At 53.2% G+C, this 17333-nt stretch carries 11 protein-coding genes; 5 read left to right on the top strand and 6 right to left on the bottom strand.

Annotation, left to right across the window (positions count from 1 at the left end; all coding sequences use genetic code 11):
* Positions 1-123: 123 nt before the first annotated feature.
* The 3 genes from hpf to SH287x_RS11225 all read right to left on the bottom strand — a co-directional run bounded on the left by hpf (position 124) and on the right by SH287x_RS11225 (position 3856).
* Positions 124-459 carry a ribosome hibernation-promoting factor, HPF/YfiA family gene (gene hpf, locus SH287x_RS11235; protein WP_479514405.1) on the bottom strand — a complete coding sequence of 112 codons (336 nt, stop codon included), beginning with the start codon at positions 457-459 and terminating at the stop codon, positions 124-126.
* Between the two features lie 276 nt (positions 460-735).
* Positions 736-1998, bottom strand: a complete 1263-nt coding sequence (locus tag SH287x_RS11230; protein WP_479514404.1) for a PQQ-dependent sugar dehydrogenase — start codon at positions 1996-1998, stop codon at positions 736-738.
* 376 nt (positions 1999-2374) lie between these two features.
* Complete coding sequence (locus tag SH287x_RS11225) at positions 2375-3856, bottom strand: SDR family oxidoreductase (RefSeq protein WP_479514403.1); 1482 nt, start codon at positions 3854-3856, stop codon at positions 2375-2377.
* Positions 3857-4590: 734 nt separating this feature from the next.
* On the opposite strand from SH287x_RS11225, the gene SH287x_RS11220 reads away from it, so the two are divergent.
* The 4 genes from SH287x_RS11220 to SH287x_RS11205 all read left to right on the top strand — a co-directional run bounded on the left by SH287x_RS11220 (position 4591) and on the right by SH287x_RS11205 (position 11050).
* The gene (locus SH287x_RS11220; RefSeq protein ID WP_479514402.1) at positions 4591-5742 is read left to right on the top strand and encodes a phosphatidate phosphatase App1 family protein; all 1152 of its coding nucleotides are present in this window, start codon (positions 4591-4593) and stop codon (positions 5740-5742) included.
* Positions 5743-5763: 21 nt separating this feature from the next.
* Positions 5764-8157 carry a hypothetical protein gene (locus SH287x_RS11215; protein ID WP_479514401.1) on the top strand — a complete coding sequence of 798 codons (2394 nt, stop codon included), beginning with the start codon at positions 5764-5766 and terminating at the stop codon, positions 8155-8157.
* A gap of 146 nt (positions 8158-8303) precedes the next feature.
* On the top strand, positions 8304-8813 hold the full coding sequence (locus SH287x_RS11210) for a hypothetical protein (RefSeq protein ID WP_479514400.1): 510 nt from the start codon (positions 8304-8306) through the stop codon (positions 8811-8813).
* A 191-nt stretch (positions 8814-9004) separates the two neighbouring features.
* Positions 9005-11050 (top strand): DEAD/DEAH box helicase, encoded by a 2046-nt coding sequence (locus SH287x_RS11205; RefSeq protein ID WP_479514399.1) that lies wholly within the window; start codon positions 9005-9007, stop codon positions 11048-11050.
* 164 nt (positions 11051-11214) lie between these two features.
* On the opposite strand, the gene SH287x_RS11200 is transcribed toward SH287x_RS11205, so the two are convergent.
* Both SH287x_RS11200 and SH287x_RS11195 read right to left on the bottom strand, forming a co-directional pair.
* Positions 11215-13023, bottom strand: coding sequence for a protocadherin (locus SH287x_RS11200; RefSeq protein WP_479514398.1), 1809 nt, complete (start codon positions 13021-13023; stop codon positions 11215-11217).
* Between the two features lie 101 nt (positions 13024-13124).
* The gene (locus SH287x_RS11195; RefSeq protein ID WP_479514397.1) at positions 13125-14075 is read right to left on the bottom strand and encodes a YybH family protein; all 951 of its coding nucleotides are present in this window, start codon (positions 14073-14075) and stop codon (positions 13125-13127) included.
* A 305-nt stretch (positions 14076-14380) separates the two neighbouring features.
* Between SH287x_RS11195 and SH287x_RS11190 the strand changes: the two genes are divergently transcribed.
* Positions 14381-15289, top strand: coding sequence for a DMT family transporter (locus SH287x_RS11190; protein WP_479514396.1), 909 nt, complete (start codon positions 14381-14383; stop codon positions 15287-15289).
* 114 nt (positions 15290-15403) lie between these two features.
* Here SH287x_RS11190 and SH287x_RS11185 read toward each other — a convergent pair whose 3' ends face one another.
* A complete protein-coding gene (locus SH287x_RS11185; RefSeq protein WP_479514395.1) occupies positions 15404-17092 on the bottom strand; it encodes a thiamine phosphate synthase in 1689 nt (562 codons plus the stop codon).
* Positions 17093-17333: the final 241 nt, after the last annotated feature.

Below are 17333 nucleotides of genomic sequence, written 5' to 3'. Positions count from 1 at the left end.
CAAGGTTTCCGAACACCCTTAGCCCCAGAACATCAGGCCTGGTATTGCCAGTTCTTCTCTCCAACATCTCTCACGCGGGCTGCTTGATTCAGGCAGTCCAACCTCAAAGAGCGGACGAAGCGTTTAATCTTCTTTTGACGCAGTCAGATCAGCAACGGTCGGTGCCCCCTTATGGTCTTGCACCTTTTCTTTGTACTTATGCAACTGCTGCTCCATCTTGTGCAATGCAGCATGGAAGACACCGACCACTTCGTCGCCGGTTTCGGTTGCCACGAAATCGTGCTTGTGCTCGGCATCGACCAGGATTTCCACCGTAGCCCGATGGTTTTCAAAGCTGATGGTCACATTGATGGCTGTCACTCGGGCAAAATAGGTCAACAGCTTTTCAGACTTCTGACGAATGAGATCCTGAGCATCAGGACTGATCGAACCGTGACGGGTCGTGATCGCGATTTGCACGACGGATGACTCCTCAAGAGCAGGGTCTGCGGTATTAACTGCTGCCAATGCTGGCTCTGGACAAGCTGCAACAAGGACTTCATCGCCTCACAGCCTGACCATGCCACACGTTATTCTCATTACAAATGGGGGTTAGCCAAGTGATTTTGCCTGGCCAACCCGCAACTGCAACTCGCCGATTGTATTGGCAAGGGAAGCTCCGTCAATGCAAATCGATACGTTGCTTTCATTTGCATTCGGTTCCCTTTACCAAAAGAAGGGCGACTTCGCCAAGGACTACTTTGGCGCCCCCAAGCTTGGCGCAAAAGTAAACATCCCTTTGCCGCTGCCAGAGACGGTCATGAAGTAAACCTCACCTTGCTCATCTTCACCAAAACTGACGACGGGAAGCTGACTGCCGGGAATCAGGTGATTGCCCACGACTTTCTTTTTCCTGGCGTCGTAATCCAGTGCCCAAAGCTTTCCTGAAACATAGTCCGCGTAGAGGTACTTCCCTTGAAGATCTTTCACTTTGCTTCCGCGATAGACCATTCCCCCCGTGATTGACTTCCCAATATCGTGGTGATATTCAAAAATGGGATCAATCAGTCCCTGCTTGGACACGTTCTGGTTGTCCCCAAAAGGATGGAATCCTTCACGGATGTTCCAGCCATAGTTCCCCCCTTTTTCGATCAGATCAATCTCTTCCCAGAGGTTCTGCCCGACATCTGCTGCCCAGAGCTTGCCAGTGGTCTTGTCGAACGCCATACGCCAGACATTTCTTAAGCCATAAGCATAGATTTCCGGCTTGGCCCCTGCGGTTTTCACAAAGGGATTATCAGCGGGGATCGCATAAGGCTTTCCTCCTTCCTTCTTATCCACATCAATTCTCAGAATTTTGCCCAGCAGGGTTCCGAGATTCTGCCCGTTCTTGTGAGGATCACCGCCGCTTCCTCCATCGCCAAGAGCAATGTAGAGATATCCATCAGGCCCAAAAACGATTGTGCCACCGTTATGATTCCAGAAAGGCTGAGGAATTCTCAGGATTTCTTCTTCGGTCGACAGGTCAACAGTCTGTGGCTTTGACCCTGAAGCTTTGAAGCGGGAAACGACCGAAGTGTGTGGGGCGTCGGTTGTGGTGTAGTACACAAAGAGTTCGCCGTTTTCACGAAAGTTGGGATGAAACGCCAACCCGAGAAAGCCTTCTTCGTTCTCTTTGTCTTTGTAAGTCACCTTACTACTCAGATCGAGCAGAATATGTGACTTCTGCTTGGCCTGAGTGTTCTCCAGCACATGGACGACTCCCTGCTGTGTTGGTACAACGACGCGATTGGAGCCATCACCAAAGTTTGTCAGCAGAATCGGCCGAAAGATCGAGGGGCGGCCATCCTCGCCAACAGCTTCCCAACCATTCCAGACCACATTTTCAAATGCAGGGACAGCCTTAACAGGGAGCGGCGATGTCGAGATCTCATCATCCGCCAAACAGAAACTCTGACCGCTGCCGCACAAGGCAACCAAACCCCAGACAAACATCCACAGCGTGCGCTGACTCAACATGCGGTCTCCCTGTGATCAAATCTTGAACATCCAACAGCTTCATGTTCTGGCGAGGATCGCCACACTTCTGACAACCCACCATTCGACCGTGAAGCAACCTGTGCCGCAAGCAGGAATGCCTCAAGCACAAACGACATTATTCACTTCAATGACAATTCAGCGCGGCCAGACGCAGACAGATGGCATCTCTGAACGACACAAAAAGAGAAAGAGACCCGATGCTGAACATGGGCCTCCTTCTCTTTAATTTTACAGATCTGTCAAGTGCCGTGTCACGGCTTTATCTTGGGGTTTCATGCGTCGTCACGTCCTCCGATGTCGGACTTGACGACCTGTTCAACCCCGCTTTTAAGCATTTGACAATGCGCTTCGTGAGTTACTTTCGCACAACGACAAGGTCAGCTTGAATCAATTGATCCAGTACCGCTGAAGTTTGCTCGCTATTCAACCCCTCACTAAGCTGCAGCAGGCCGCTGGCAGTCAATTGTTCCGTGGTGCTGCGTCCCGTCACGAGATCACGAAACGAGTTGGCAGAGAGTTCCGCAACGGAAAGAGTTTCATCGTGCAGGCCCACTTCAGCTCCCACAATTGCCCCATGCCTTGTCAGCAACTGCCATTGCCCGCCCCCATGGCCAAGGATGTTCAATCCGACAAGACGCTCGCACTCGGCAAACTGTGGATCACGTGACGACTGCTCCAGCAGAGGCTGAAAGTAGCTGGCGGCATCAAACTCAGGCTCCACTGGTCGCTTGCTCGGTGAAGGGAAACCATCTCGAATCACGATTCTGGAAAGCTCTACCAGGCGATGACGATCAACAGCCGGGCATGGAAGATGGGGAGCCGCTTTGAGAGTGTTCGTCCGATCAAAGTGAGGATCGTTTTTCCAATACGAGTTGTAGACTCGAATGTGTTCGTAAAAGATGCTTTCCGCTTCGTTCATATTATCAAGCGGCTTCCCCGCTCCATCGAGAGTGGCACCATAGAAGTGGCACGTTTCCTCCAGAACATCACGAATCATCCGCACTGTGACCGGGTGCTGAGGAGTCAGGTGATAGGTTTGTCCATGATGCTCGGGGTGCATGATGACATGCGACATCACCGCTGACACCCAATCGACCGGCACCAGATGCTTGGTTTCGTCACCATTAAGGGCCAGACGCACCTGCTGAGCCCCAATTAACCCCGTCTCATCAGTAGCAAAAGTTCTTGCAATGGTATGGCACAACTGAAGTGCTGCGTAAAAACCATGATATGTGGTGGTGTAGCCAGTAACGGAATCGCCAATGATAATTCCCGGACGGAAGACCGTGGGGTTATCAAGGAATTCGCACTCAAGAACCGACTTCTCTGAAGCCAACTTGCTCTCTTCGTAAGCGTTGGAAAGCTCCTGGCCAACATCCAGTTCGGTTTCCAGCACTCGCCCGCGGCGCTGCCCGGCAATATATGCCGTTGAAACGTGGAAAAACTGGCGGACTCCTAATGTTTTGCAGAATTCCAGGGCATGGCGGGTGCCGCCAATGTTGGAACGGTAAGGCTCACCATCTTCACTGGTTGCGACAAAAGACAGGCTGGCCGCGTTGTGGATAACGCCCGTGACATGCTCGGCAGCCCAACGCATGCTCACGCCATCCAGGCCGAGATCTGGCTGCGAAATATCGCCTTCTAACACCACGGGACGTGGGAGCTTGACCCCCAGTGTGTCATCCCAATGACACAACAGAGTCTCGATTCGCTGTCGAACATTCTGTCGACGATTGGGGCGAACAACGACAGCCAGCCGGCACCCCGATGACAACAGATCTCGCAACAGATATGTGCCTAAAAGCCCTGTGGCACCTGTTAAAAGCTGATAACTCATCCGGGGGCAATCCTCGTGGCCTCAAAGAATATCTCGTCGTGACAGACAACTTGACTTGAGATGACAGACCTGAGGCAATTTCTGTCAACTTTTTGGCATGATGGAAGCCATCGCAACTATGTTTTCACTGAAAGGCGACCTTGGCTGTGTCACTTCCCATTGCCGTTAGTCTATGAATTTCCGTTGATCAATCGCAACACTCAGGTCATTTCTGACAGGTATTTCCACTAGCAAGTCTGATGCTTGTCCCAAATACACCTGATGCTGAAATTTTCAGGGTACATCCGGGGTTAAAATGTGGGATCCTGTTGAAACTGAACACCCATAAGGCACACTCCAGCGATAACTTCTTTACGAAAAATGACTTACAAAAAAGCCAACCAATTCTGGATCGAACTTATTATCGGTTGCCAGGCAGTGAACATTCCAGAACGAGATAAGAATTAACGGTTTTAACAATAGCGAGAATTCTCACAAACTGATGTCTCTTTTGCGGTCACAATCAGTGTACAGAAAAGTTGGGGTTTGATGAAAGACCGCCTTAAAATCCCAGCGAGCTTCTCTAATCTGCCATCTTCAATGATTGTTCAAAATGATTGATGATTTAAGAACTTTCAGATTCTCGCGAAAATGACGATTGTTGATTTCCTTCTGTTATGGGAAACTGCTCAGTCCGCAACTTTGCTGCTGGAACGATTTTGGCAGCCGTCATGACATCTGAAGTGAGGGATCGCGTGCTGTTTCGATCAAAGCCACATTTCCGAAATCAGTCCGCGTGTGAAGTCTGGCACGACGAAGAAATTGTGCTTTACCCTTCCTATGTCGCTCCCGATACGACGGGCGACCGCTGGACGATCACGATTCAGGGGTGTCTCTACAATTTGAACCTCACCTGGCTGCGACACCCGATCATGTCTGCCATTCGCCGGGCCATGCGCATTAGTTCCGAGCACGCGGAAGTTTTCACCACACGCTTGAAACCTTTCCTCGTGGGGGCGGAAGAAGGCCGACGGATCGTGATTCAGATCGGTAAAGAAGTGATTTCTCTGGGGGAATCATCGGCTGCAGGACTTTTCAGCGGGACTCATACTGTCTCCCGAGCCGACATCGAAGAACTGCTGGGAAAGCCACCCCGTCCTGGCGAATGGGTCAACTACCAAGCCGTGCTGGCCAGTCCCGATGATCGACAGTTCGAGGGGTCATCACTGATTGTGGATCGCGTTGGCCTTTCTGTCATTTCTGATGTCGATGACACCGTGAAACATAGCAACGTGTCTGACCGTCGCGACCTGTTCCAGAACACCTTTGCCCGGGTCTTTGCTCCGATTGATGGGATGCCTGCCATTTATCGGGATTTAGCGCAAAAGGGAGCCGTCTTTCATTATGTTTCGGGCAGTCCCTGGCAGCTGTATCGTCCACTGCGCGACTTCTGGGATACGCATCACTTTCCCGTAGGTTCCATCCATCTCAAACGTTTTCGATTGCGTGATTCTGCTCGTAAATTGAAGATGTCACCGCAGATGATGCACAAAAGAACCACGATCGACCCGATCCTGAGTGCATTTCCCGAAAGACGATTTATTTTGATTGGCGATACCGGGGAACAGGATCCGGAAATCTATGCCAGTCTCTTGCGAGATTATCCCCAACAAATTCTTGGCGTTTATCTTCGTGCGATCCGTAGTGAGACGAAAACTTTGCCCCGTTTTCAGACAGCTTACGCCGATTTGCCAGCCGATGCCTGGCACCTTTATCAGCATCCCGATGAATTACGGCCACACGTGATCGAGCAGGCCGAAACTTATTTCAAAGCTCATCCCCACGCCCCCCAAGTTGATTCTAATAATATTGCGATCCCAGACTCAGCACAGACAACCACGAGCTGAAGAAGTACGTGAAAACGATCTGTGTTTCAGCTGTTTCCACAAGGGAACCACATCGGCCCTGCGGCTCAGGGAATGGTTAATGAAATGAGCCAAACAGACGATTTCTCTCTGACGCCAATCGCATTTGCATGGCCTGTTTCCCCGGTTGAAAGAGAGGGCCGACCGACTGACAGCGCCATGGGCAATTACGGACTCGAGAAACTCAAATACAAACCTCGTCCTTTTCTCAGACCAGATATTCAGCGGCTTCCGTTTGCAGGTGGTCAGCCGGGTGATGTGTTTCTTCACGACCCATTGACCATGAAAAACTCACTGATCGGCGCTGAAGAGGCGTTTCTGATTAGTCTGTTTGAACAGGGATTTCCTCTCGCTGAAATTTGCCACGAGTTTGACGCTCGATTTTCAAAGAGATTGAGCGAAGCGGAGATCCTGCAATTCATTCAGACGGCACGGCAACAACACTGGGCAATCGCTGACGGAATCTCGGGATCTGAATGGGCAGATACGGCACGGATAGCGGCGCGCCGCACGTTCTGGGGCAAGTTCATCAATCCTTTGGCGATTCGCTTTCGAGGAATCAACCCATCTCATTTTATGGGCGGGATTGATCTGTTGGCAGTTGCCAATGTTCTGATCGGTTGGCTCTTTACCTGGCCCATGGTCATTCTTGGTTTGATTTTTTCAACGATCGCGCTGGTTGTGGTTGTGACTCATCCTGTGGAACTGATGGCGGGTTTTCTGCGATCAACACAGCAACCTACCGGCCTGCTTGAACTGGCGGGCTGCCTGATTGTGGTTAAGATCCTCCACGAGTTTGCGCATGGGATTGCCTGCCATCGAGCGGGCGCCCACTGTCACGAACTGGGCGTGATGCTGCTGGTCGGGACTCCCGTGCTTTATTGCAATGTGACGGATAGCTGGCGCCTCCCATCGCGCTCTGCACGAATGGGGATCGCAGCAGCTGGCATGTATCTCGAAGCCTGGATCGCTTCGTTAGCCACGTTTCTGTGGTGGATGTCAGAACCAGGAACCGTTTCAACGATCGCACAGCAAATCATGGTGATCTGCGGTATCAGTACCTTTCTCTTTAACGGTAACCCTTTGTTGAAATACGACGGTTATTTTATTTTGGCCGACTTCATGGGCATGCCGAATCTGGCTGAGCGAAGCCGGCAAACACTGATTCGAGCCATTGATTATTTCTGGCTGCAACTCGACCGGGAATGGCCACGTGGTGTGACCGCCCGCATGGCACTTTGGTTGATCGTTTATACTCTTGCCAGCATGATCTTTCGTGTCGTGCTGATTTTTTCTATTCTCTGGGCCTTACATGTGTGGCTGGAACCCTACGGCCTGGATGCAATTGCCATTGGGTTAGGTTTTTTTACTCTTTTCGGGATGGCCCTTTCCATGACGTGGCAAGGGCGACGATATTTTCAGGATCGTGAACGCCAGAAACGCCTTCGTTTCCTGCGTGCCCGCCTGATTGCGGGAGGATTGCTTGTCATCCTGTTTGTGATTCTGGTTTGGCCTATTCCCACTTCCGTGACAGCCTTGGGAACAATACTGCCACAGAATGGCGTGATTGTTCGTGCAACGGCATCAGGAACAGTCGTCAAAGCGATCCGAAACTCTCCTGTCCAACAGGGAGACGTTCTTCTGGAACTCGCTGATTCCGAACAGGAGCGACTTCTCCTCAAACAACAGGCGCGAGTGACTGATCAAAAAATCTTGATTGAAAGCCTCGAGCAGCGGCAGGTCGTGGATGCAGCGGTCAGCGCGCGTCTTCCTACGGCTCGCGAAGAGTTGAAAGATCTCGAGCAGCAGCTCAGCCAATGGGAAACTGAGGCCAAACGACGCACTCTTCTGGCTCCTTGCAGTGGTCAGTTACTCCCCATGCACCGCCGATTGGATCGAGCGCCCACGGCGGGAATCTCGGGGGGATCACCAACGGCAGAAATTCTGCTTCATCATTGGGAAGGTTCCATATTTGACGAAGCGAATGCTCACGCCTTTGTTGCAGCCGGTAGTGAACTGGCGTGGATTGCTCCTTCTGCCAAATTTGAAGTGCTCGCGATTGTCAGCCAGAGGGACATCAATCGCATCGCCATCGGACAGACAGTCAAAGTTCAATTGCTTGCGGCGGCCAATCAGCTTCTGACAGGGAAAATCACAGAGGTCTCAAGTAGCCCAATCGTTACAACCAGTCCAGTCGGTGGATTGCCAAATTCCTCCCAGGCGCAGGGAACCTTCACATCTGACCAGAGGGCCTACGAGGTGCGAATTCGCCTTGAAGGCGAACATGAGCGAATCCCTTGGGGAGTTCCCGCGAGTGTGAAGATTCAGCTTCCTGCTGAGTCCTGGCTGCGATGGCTGAGCCGTGAACTTCGGCGAATTCTGCGAATTGACTGGTAAATTTTGCCCAATCGCGCCAGCAAACTCTGCCTATCTTCTAACTGCAAGGAAGAGCCGTTCCCGCTCAAGTCTCGCGGTGCCCTCGACGATCAAGACCATTGCGATGGGCAGTTTCCCTCTTCTGAGCTTTCTGAGGATTACTCTGGATGTCGGATCAGGCCAAGAAGGATCAGCTCCGCCTCGGTTTCCTGACAGCCGTGGAAGACCCCGAGCGGGGGTTTATCGGTGGTCTCCTGGTGACCAACCGGTTCGGTCGTCCCCTTGAGTTTCAATGTACCACTCCTGTGAAGCCCAACCGGACACAGCAGATCCTGTACGGCCCGACATTGCGGCCCTATCTGCTCAGTGAACTGATTGGAAAAACGCTTCTCGAGAAGGTGGGTGTGAAGCCGCATCTCGTGCTGACGGAAGACGAAGGGCTGATTGAACTTCGCGAGCATGTGAATATCCCTGTCGGTTGCTTCAGCGACGAAGGGAAAAGCACGCTCCGCATTGGGAATCGGCACCTGGAGTTTCACAGTGCGCATGATGCCGAGATGGAGCATGTCGCTCATCAGTGCAAAGATGTCCCGACGTCAGCCGATTTGAAAGAGCCGTTTGATCGGATTCGCGAAGCGCTTCAGGAAACGATGAAAGTCGCAACCGGTCGCGCCTGATCACCATCACGACCAGGGTTTCCTACTGCATTGTCAAAGTTGAAAAGCAGGGTTGAACAGGCCGTCAAGTCCGACAACGGAGGACGTTGCGGCGACATCAACCCTAAGACAAAGCCGTGACACGGCACTACTTATCAACACAACTCAAATTGGGTTGGTGATCCTACAAGTTCAGAGCGGAAACGAAGATCATGGATGATTCTTCTTCAACTCGAAGCACCACCGCTCTCGAACATGAGCAGGCCAACCAGGCTACTGGCACAGGTACAAGTCCTGGCAATGGCCTTGGCAATAGTTCGGGCAAAAGGCCGGCAGACGGTGCTGTTCCGGCGCCTCACTGGTTGCCGAAAGCGTTGGAATCACTCGCTCAGTTTGAAGAACCCGACGCACAAGCTCCCGAGACACAGGATATCTCATTGAAGATGGGGGCAGATGTCCATTTTGCCGGGATAAACAGTGCCCTCCAGCGGACTCCCAAGCTTGATGCCGAAAGCACGCCGCTCCTGAAGTCCATCCCCTTAGGCCCGGCATGGAAACCTCATGCCCCCCGCATCCAGACCTTTGGTCTCAAGTTTCCCGAAGGGATGGAATTCCTTCCCCCAGCGAAGCCCAAAAACGAAAAAGTGGCAACGGTTTCAGAAGAGGAGCCAGTAGCGACCACAGGCGTCGTAGAACCAGCGACTGACGCTGTGGCCAGCGAGCAAGTGACCGCTGGTGATTTGATCACGAAGTCTGAAGAAGCGCTGGCGGAACAACCCGCCCCCAAGCTGACACGTATCCGACCACCAGCCGGCGTACTGACGTTAGAGGATCGGTTGTTCTATCTGCTCCAGCCTCCATTGCAAACGTGGCTGAAAGGGCAGGAACTGATCATGCCCTTTGAACCGTTCCCTTATCAGTACGAAGGGATTGCCTGGCTCTTTTCGCATGATGCAGCCCTATTGGCTGACGAAATGGGCCTGGGAAAAACGATGCAGACAATCACCGCGATCCGCCTGCTGGTTCGTAGCGGGCAGGTTCGACGTGTGGTGCTGGTCTGTCCGAAGCCGCTGCTTCCCAACTGGCAGCGAGAATTTCGCACATGGGCTGAAGAACTGCCATTCGTGGTCGTTGAAGGAGACACTGATCGCCGCCGCATTACCTGGACGATGCCGGGCGTTCCTGTGCTCATCGTGAACTATGAAACGCTGGTGCGCGATGTGGCTAACTTTGGCGATGAGTTCCCCAAGTTTGATCTTGTCGTGCTGGATGAAGCGCAGCGCATCAAGAATCGCACCTCGCGTACGGCTGAAACCGCCCGTGCCATCCCTCGTCGCCGATCCTGGGCACTGACGGGAACGCCTATCGAAAATCGCCCTGAAGAACTGGGAGCGCTCTACGAGTTTCTGGAAGTCGTGCCTCCTAATAGTTCCCCCGACTTAAAGCAATTGCAGTCACTATCACAGGAATTCATCCTCAGACGCACCAAAGATCTGGTGATGAAGGATATGCCGCCGCGACTCGATCGCGACGCGATTCTTGAACTGACACCGGCTCAGCGCTATACCTATGAAACGGCTGAAAAAGAAGGCGTTATTCAACTGAATGAGATGGGGGATTCCATTTCAATTCAGCATGTGTTTGAACTGGTGATGCGACTCAAGCAGATCACAAACTGGGATCCACTGACCGGCGAGAGTGCGAAGTTCGACCGTCTTGAAGCGGATATGGAAGAAGTGGCGGCCAGTGGTGGAAAGGCGATTCTTTTCAGCCAATGGACAAAGACCATCGACTTCCTGAAAAACAAGTTAGAACGCTTCGGCCCGCTCGTTTATCACGGTGGCATTCCGACCAAGCTCCGCGAACCGGTTCTTAAGCAGTTCAAGGAAGATCCCACGAAACACATCATTCTGATGAGTTATGCCACAGGAGCGGTGGGGCTTAATCTGCAATTTGCGGGATATGTTTTCCTCTATGATCGCTGGTGGAACCCGGCTATTGAAGATCAGGCCATCAACCGTGCTCACCGTATTGGCTGCAAAAGCCAGGTGATTGTGACGCGATTCATCTGCAAAGACACGATTGAAGAGAAGATTGATCGCGTCCTGACCGAGAAACGGGATCTCTTCAAGTCCATTCTTGGTGATGGGGACGATGTCGACGCTGGCCGTTCATTAACTGCCTCAGAAATCTTCGGCCTCTTCGACCTGAAAGCCCGACACGGCAAAGGCACCCGTCCTATTGGCCCAAAACCATAGCTTAAAACCTGATCAGCATGGCTTAACATCAATGGAATAAAATAGAAGCCTCGCAACGGCACATCATGGCTGTTGCGAGGCTTCTGTCTTTCACATGCACATGGCAAACAGGTCTGAATGTGGTGTCATCGTATTGCTGACGCCCTATTCAGAGTTCATCAACCTTATGGATTTGACGATCCGGGGGTGACCTGAACTCCGGTGCTGTTGCTATTTGAAGAAGCCCCGCCTCCTGATCCGTCCTGTCCGTTTGCAGGCTTCTTAATTCGTACGAGCAAGCATTGCTCAGTCTTGTCTTTGCCCAGGTGAACCAGAGCTGGTGCTTCGTCTTTGGTCAGATTGTACAGCCCCGTCTCATAAACGGTGGTGGTGTTATTACCGGCCGTAAACGCGACTTTCTGAGAAGCTTCATCCACTGCCCCCGAGATCGTTTCGGTCTTGTTGGTCGCTGAATCCACCATGTTACCACGAATCACGCCAGCCTTATTGACGGCCAGTTGAACTGTGGTGGTGGAATTGGTCTGACCACTCATGGAAAGGAGGAACACACCCAGCGGTAGCCAGTCTCCCTGGTTGGTCACGGGCAGTTCTGTCCCTACGCTCGCCAGGCTGGAGGCCTGGTTGTAGTAATCGGACTGGCTTCCCATATCCTGGTTGTTGACGTAAACCTGATCGTTCTGATAGACGACATTGTTGCCGTAGTCATAATAAACCGGTGGAACGTTATAGAAACCGCAATAAGGAGCGGCCAGTGCCCAGGAGGCCGTGTTCCAGGCAGCACCAGCCACCCAACCTGTCGCGAACCAGGCACCGGGATGGTCGTTGTACCAGCCGTGGCCATAGTAGTTGTAGTTATTAAAGTTGCCACGGCAGCCGTTGGCGACAGTGTACCGGTTTGTGGGCGACATTGGCGTATAGCCTGATACAAATCGCCCAGCGGCCGCGCCACCGTTCGGGCCAACAGCGACTCCCCGGCCCGCTACCGTTCCGTTCGCACCGCGAACACCCTCGCCAGCGACAGCGCCACCATTCGGGCCGACAGCAACCCCGCGTCCCGCTTCTGCTCCATTCGCGCCGCGAACACCCTCGCCTGCTGCGACGCCACCATTGGGGCCAACAGCAATCCCTTGTCCGGCTGCTGCTCCGTTCTTACCTTCCACCCCACGACCTGCCACCGCTCCGCCATTGGGGCCTTCAGCCGCGCCGCGGCCATAAGTATTTCCTGCGGGGCCAGTGACGGCTGTTCCCGATGCTGATCCGCCTCGCGGGCCATCATAGGAACCGTGATTGACATCGACGGCACTATTCGCCCCACTCAGTCCGTGCATACCTTCGTCAGATGGCAAGCCAAGAAAACTATTTAACTGGCTTCGGCTGGGAGCGTTGTTGAAGCCCTGGCTGCCACGGTCGAAATTACCACCCCCGTTGAGACCTCCTCCTCCCAGATTGCCCCGGTCGAAACTGCCTCCGCCTAAATTCCCGCGGTCAACACTCCCACCGCCACCGAGATTTCCGCCACCCAGGTTTCCGCGGTCAAAGCCACCGCCCCCGTTGAGACCGCCACCGCCGAGATTGCCCCGGTCAAAGCCACCACCTCCAAAATTTCCGGCCCCACCGCCTCCACTAAAACCACTACCGCCACCGCCGAAGTTGCGATCACCGCCTCCAAAGCTCCCACCGCCTCCACCGCCGCTGAAACCACCGCCGCCGCCACCAAAGCTACGGTCTCCACCGCCGCCCCCACTGAAACCGCCACCGCCGCCGCCACCAAAACTACGGTCTCCACCGCCACCGCCCCCACTGAAACCACCGCCGCCGCCAAAGCTACGGCCTCCACCGCCTCCTCCACTGAAACCGCCACCCCCGCCGCCGCGGCCACCACCGCCACCGCCAAAACCACGGGCAAAGCATGGCCCGGCTGCTGCCAGACCAATCAATACGCACACCATCGGAGACCAAACGTAGCGAACCATAATAATCGTCCTCAATTTGAGGGATGTTTCTGGAATGAAAACACGAATTGCAAACTCAGCGACCGCCTAAAATTTTCCAGCCGGAATCTGGCCATGAAAACTTAAGGCTGTCTCTTCAGAATAATCTCTTGAGTATCGGGAAGTGGGACATCGCCAATCCGTCGGGCGATGGAACGCCAGCTCTGGGCGTTCTGATCGATTGGTGTCAGAAGGTTAATCGCAAAAGTCTCAGTTCCATCGATGGTGATGCCTCGGACGGCTGCCGCCCATCCTTTTTCTTCCGGTGTCCAGATGCCAATGGCCACCGATCCATCCGATCCAAAATTCCAGGACTGAATCTGCCCACTGGTCGGGCTGTAGCCAATCAACTGAAGACCAGATGTCACTCTCTTGTCATGATGCTTGATGGTATAGGAACGCTTCAGAAAGCTCTTGTCTGCGACCCACTCAAAGACCGATTCGCTGACTGAACCATGTTCTTCTGCCACCCATTTTCCGACCAGCCAATCCAGGTCGGCTAACTGACGGCGAGCCGCCGGGATGGCGGCAGGCAGATCGCGAACGCTGGCCATTTTCCAATGACCATTCTCTTTAACATGCACTGCGGTGTATCGGGCAAAGGGCGGAGCGCCGGGGATCGTGGGGGCCAGGTAGGTTCTTCCATCCTCAATCGCGGTCGTGTCGCTCAAGAGCCGCAACGAATCGATGGTGACCTGAATTTTCAACTTGGGATTGGCGGCAAAAAAAGCGGTGTATTCTGCTTTGATTGATTCCCGCCCGACAAACAACTGGCCATTCCCGGCTGAGTATTCGCCGTCCTTTGTCCAAAGTTCGGCCACAGCTTTGGCGTCTGCACGATTGAAGGCTTCCACGAAGGCCTTTGAGGTGGCTCTGACCGCGGCCAATTCCGGATTTTCCGGGGCTGCTGGTGAGGCGTCAGCCCCTTTGGCTGCTTTAGCGGGAGCCGGTGCAGCACTGGGCGGTTGTGCGAACACCAGAGATGTTGAAGCCAAGAGGGCCATGCCCAGACCCAGGAAAATGTGACGTTGCATAGACAACCTTGAAATAGGGAACAGCGTAGTCGATCGTTTGATCCGCCAATGGCGGGAGACCTCACTTCAGTCTACCTATCATTTTCTGAAGAAATGACAAAATTCGTGCTAAGTCGCCAATACCTGGTTTTCAAGTGGTACGACCACTCTGTCCTGACGGATTAGAGAGCTTGTACGCAGGCTCGTTGGCCTGCTCGCTGCCTATCGCTTAACCTGTCAGTTCACGTTTGATGCTCCACGATCGACAACTGATGTGCGAATTTGACGGCGGCGTGGACAAATCGGGTGTCAAAAGGGAGCCGGAAGTGTTGTCTCGATCACAGCCTTTAACGGCTATCACGTTTACGCTGACAATGCTCACCGTACTGCTTTGGGCCGGGAATCCTGTGGCCACGAGCTTTTCGGCAGATGTGCTGCCGCCCGTTGCCATTGCTGGTATCCGCTTTCTGCTTGCCACCGTCTTCATGCTGGGCTGGTGTTTCATCGAACGGGCGCCGCTGGCTCTGAAAAGCGGCCAGTTTGTTCCGGTGCTGATTGCCGGCACATTACTGGCTTTACAGATCTGGACGTTTACCCTTGGCGTCGCGTGGTCGAGTTCCAGCCATTCATCGCTGCTTATTAATAGCTATGTCTTCTTTGTGGTGGTCTGTGACCATTTCATCACCCGTCAGTACCGGTTGGGCTACTGGGCGTGGGGAGGCTTCTGGCTGGCCATGGTTGGTGTAACAGCTCTGTTGATCTCGGATGATCCCGTTAGCCACTCACAACGTGATACGCCCGGCCTGGCTGGAGATCTGATTACGCTGCTCAGCGCGTTCTTGTTTGCAGCCAAGATGCTTTATTCCAAACAGGCACTGAAGGTCATCAATGCCACGCAACTGATCTTCTGGCATGATGTTGTGGCTGTTGCCATGTTCGCTGTCGTGAGTTTCAGCACAGAACATGTCGCCTGGGAACTTGTGACGCCCGTGGGGTGGGTTGCCCTCTTTTACCAGGGTGTCCTTGTCGGCGGCCTGTGCTTCGGTCTCCAGACATGGTTGTTAAAATGGCACAGCGCTTCGCAGATTGCCATCTTCAGTTTTCTGACGCCTCTGATGGGAATTGCACTTTCCGCTGTATTGCGTGGTGATCAACTGACAATCGCCATGGGCGTCGCGGGATTGTGCGTTGCGGTCGGTATCATTTTCGTGCAGTGCGATCAGAGGTCAGCCTGAAACGGCCCATTTCAGTGTTCCAGATAATTTCAATGAGTCCAGATAAGGAGTGCCGGATAAGATTTTTCTGGCAGCGATGCTTTTAGCACACGCTCATTCCGATTACTTCCCCCTTTATTCTTCGGTGACAATCCGTAAAGGCATAAGAATCTCCATGAGCCTCTGTGTGGTGTCATAAGGGTCTTCCGCGCTGCAAATCTCACTGGAAACAGCGACTCGTGTGGCACCAGCTTCAACAACAGCAGACAAATTGTCCGCCGTGATGCCGCCGATCGCATATGATGGCAGGGTTATTTCGCGGGAAATCTCCTGGATAAACTGCAGACCGGCAAAGTCTGTAAATGACTTCGTTTTTGTCGGAAACGTCGGCCCCACGCCGATATACGTGGCTCCGTCAATCACTGCTGCTTCGGCCTGAGCCAGTGAATGGGTCGAAACACCCACCAGCATGCGTGGCCCGACGATCTGCCGTACTTGCGCTACTGTCAATTCATCCTGCCCGACATGAATGCCGTCGAGTTCTGCCAGTGCGGCTAAATCGGGGCGGTCGTTCATTACCACCAGAGCATTGTATTCACGGGCCAGATCGCGGACTCGACGGGCAAGATCGAGCAGCAATCGGTCGGACATCGTTTTTTCGCGGATCTGGACAAGGCGAACGCCCGCCCGCAGTGCCGCCGTTAATGTCTGTCCCAGTGGAAGCCGACACAAGCTTTCCGTTAACAGCAGGTAGAGTTGTCTCTCATGCAGCGTTTTGAGCGACAGTGCATTCAGACGGAACGACTTTTCAATCGTGTAAGACTGATAACGAATCGGCTCAATGCGTGATGCAAAATAGCCATCAACAATTTTGCCATATTCTTCCAGCGAGCGCAATGATTCCTGAAGCCGCTTGAACCCGGCTGCAACGACATCATCCGCTGACGAGCGAGCCGACTCAGACTTCGTTGCAATCACGGTTCCCACATCGCCCGGAGTATCACGACTGGTCAGTAAGTCCTCTTCGGGCAGCAATCTGAGAGCCGCCGAGAGGGTATGTCTTAATTCTTTCAACTGACGGGAAAGCCATCCCTCGTTGTGAATCATCCGGGCCGCATCTTCGATGACCCGCAAGCCTTCTCTCGCCCGATTGGCTGAAGCATCCAGCAGGCGATAGACCGCCGTCAGATTTTGGGGCGGGGCGACATCGGGAAGCTGAATGGCGTCATACTCCAGTGGCGGGCCAACCAATGCCTGGGAATTTGCGGTCGATGAGACGGTGTTTTCAGCCAATGGCACCAAATCTTCTTCCGACAGCCAATGGTTTAGCCAGCCGTTAACTTCGAACAAGGCACGCAATAAGTGTTCGCTTCCCACTTCCGATGAGGAGGACATGTGATGAGCCGCATGCTTTGCCTGGCGAATCAGGCGTTCTAATGCGGCGGCGTACCCATTGTTTTCCGGGTGAGAAACAGGGGCTTCTGCTCCCCTGGGTTGAATCAAACCAGAATCCTGAAAATCACTGTCTGCTTCTGTGAGATCTGCGAATTCCGGGAACATTGAGGCGTAAGCGGAAGCATTTTCATATCGCCACAACCGTTCACGTAAATCATCAATATCCAATCCTTGATCCACCAGGCGTTGTTGCGCCACGGATTCTTCTTCGAGCAATGCGGCAAAAACAGCTTTCTCGACGTGCCAATTCTCCATCAGCACCACGCCATGATCATCTGAAATCTCTATAAACATCTGGGGTTGCTGCACCAGCAGACGACTGGCGGTTTCAATTGTGCGTTTGGCAGCGGCTGTCAGAATGTGTTCCATGACTGGCAGAAAACCTCAAGCAGGACATTTGGTCTGGTAGAAACCGGCTTTGTCGATAAAGGCCAACCCAGAGTGAAAGAAAAACCACTGAAGTTCAAGAAACTGAACGCTCTCACAGCAGGGCACCGCTCATTTGCACGTTAGATCAAACAATGATTGAACTTCCGTCATCAAGGAACTGCAAAGGTCTAGCTTGTCTCTCCGGCTGAGCACTACTAGAATCCCGAGGATCTGATGAAGG

The organism is Planctopirus sp. SH287, assembly GCF_056500625.1.
The sequence above is the reverse complement of the archived record's forward strand: the minus strand, read 5'-3'. Positions and strand labels throughout refer to the sequence as shown.

Coding starts and splice junctions, on each gene's coding strand:
- SH287x_RS11195 (WP_479514397.1), bottom strand. CDS start 14,075: ATGCAACGTCACATTTTCCTGGGTCTGGGCATGGCCCTCTTGGCTTCA.
- SH287x_RS11225 (WP_479514403.1), bottom strand. CDS start 3,856: ATGAGTTATCAGCTTTTAACAGGTGCCACAGGGCTTTTAGGCACATAT.
- SH287x_RS11205 (WP_479514399.1), top strand. CDS start 9,005: ATGGATGATTCTTCTTCAACTCGAAGCACCACCGCTCTCGAACATGAG.
- SH287x_RS11185 (WP_479514395.1), bottom strand. CDS start 17,092: ATGGAACACATTCTGACAGCCGCTGCCAAACGCACAATTGAAACCGCC.
- SH287x_RS11200 (WP_479514398.1), bottom strand. CDS start 13,023: ATGGTTCGCTACGTTTGGTCTCCGATGGTGTGCGTATTGATTGGTCTG.
- SH287x_RS11210 (WP_479514400.1), top strand. CDS start 8,304: ATGTCGGATCAGGCCAAGAAGGATCAGCTCCGCCTCGGTTTCCTGACA.
- SH287x_RS11230 (WP_479514404.1), bottom strand. CDS start 1,998: ATGTTGAGTCAGCGCACGCTGTGGATGTTTGTCTGGGGTTTGGTTGCC.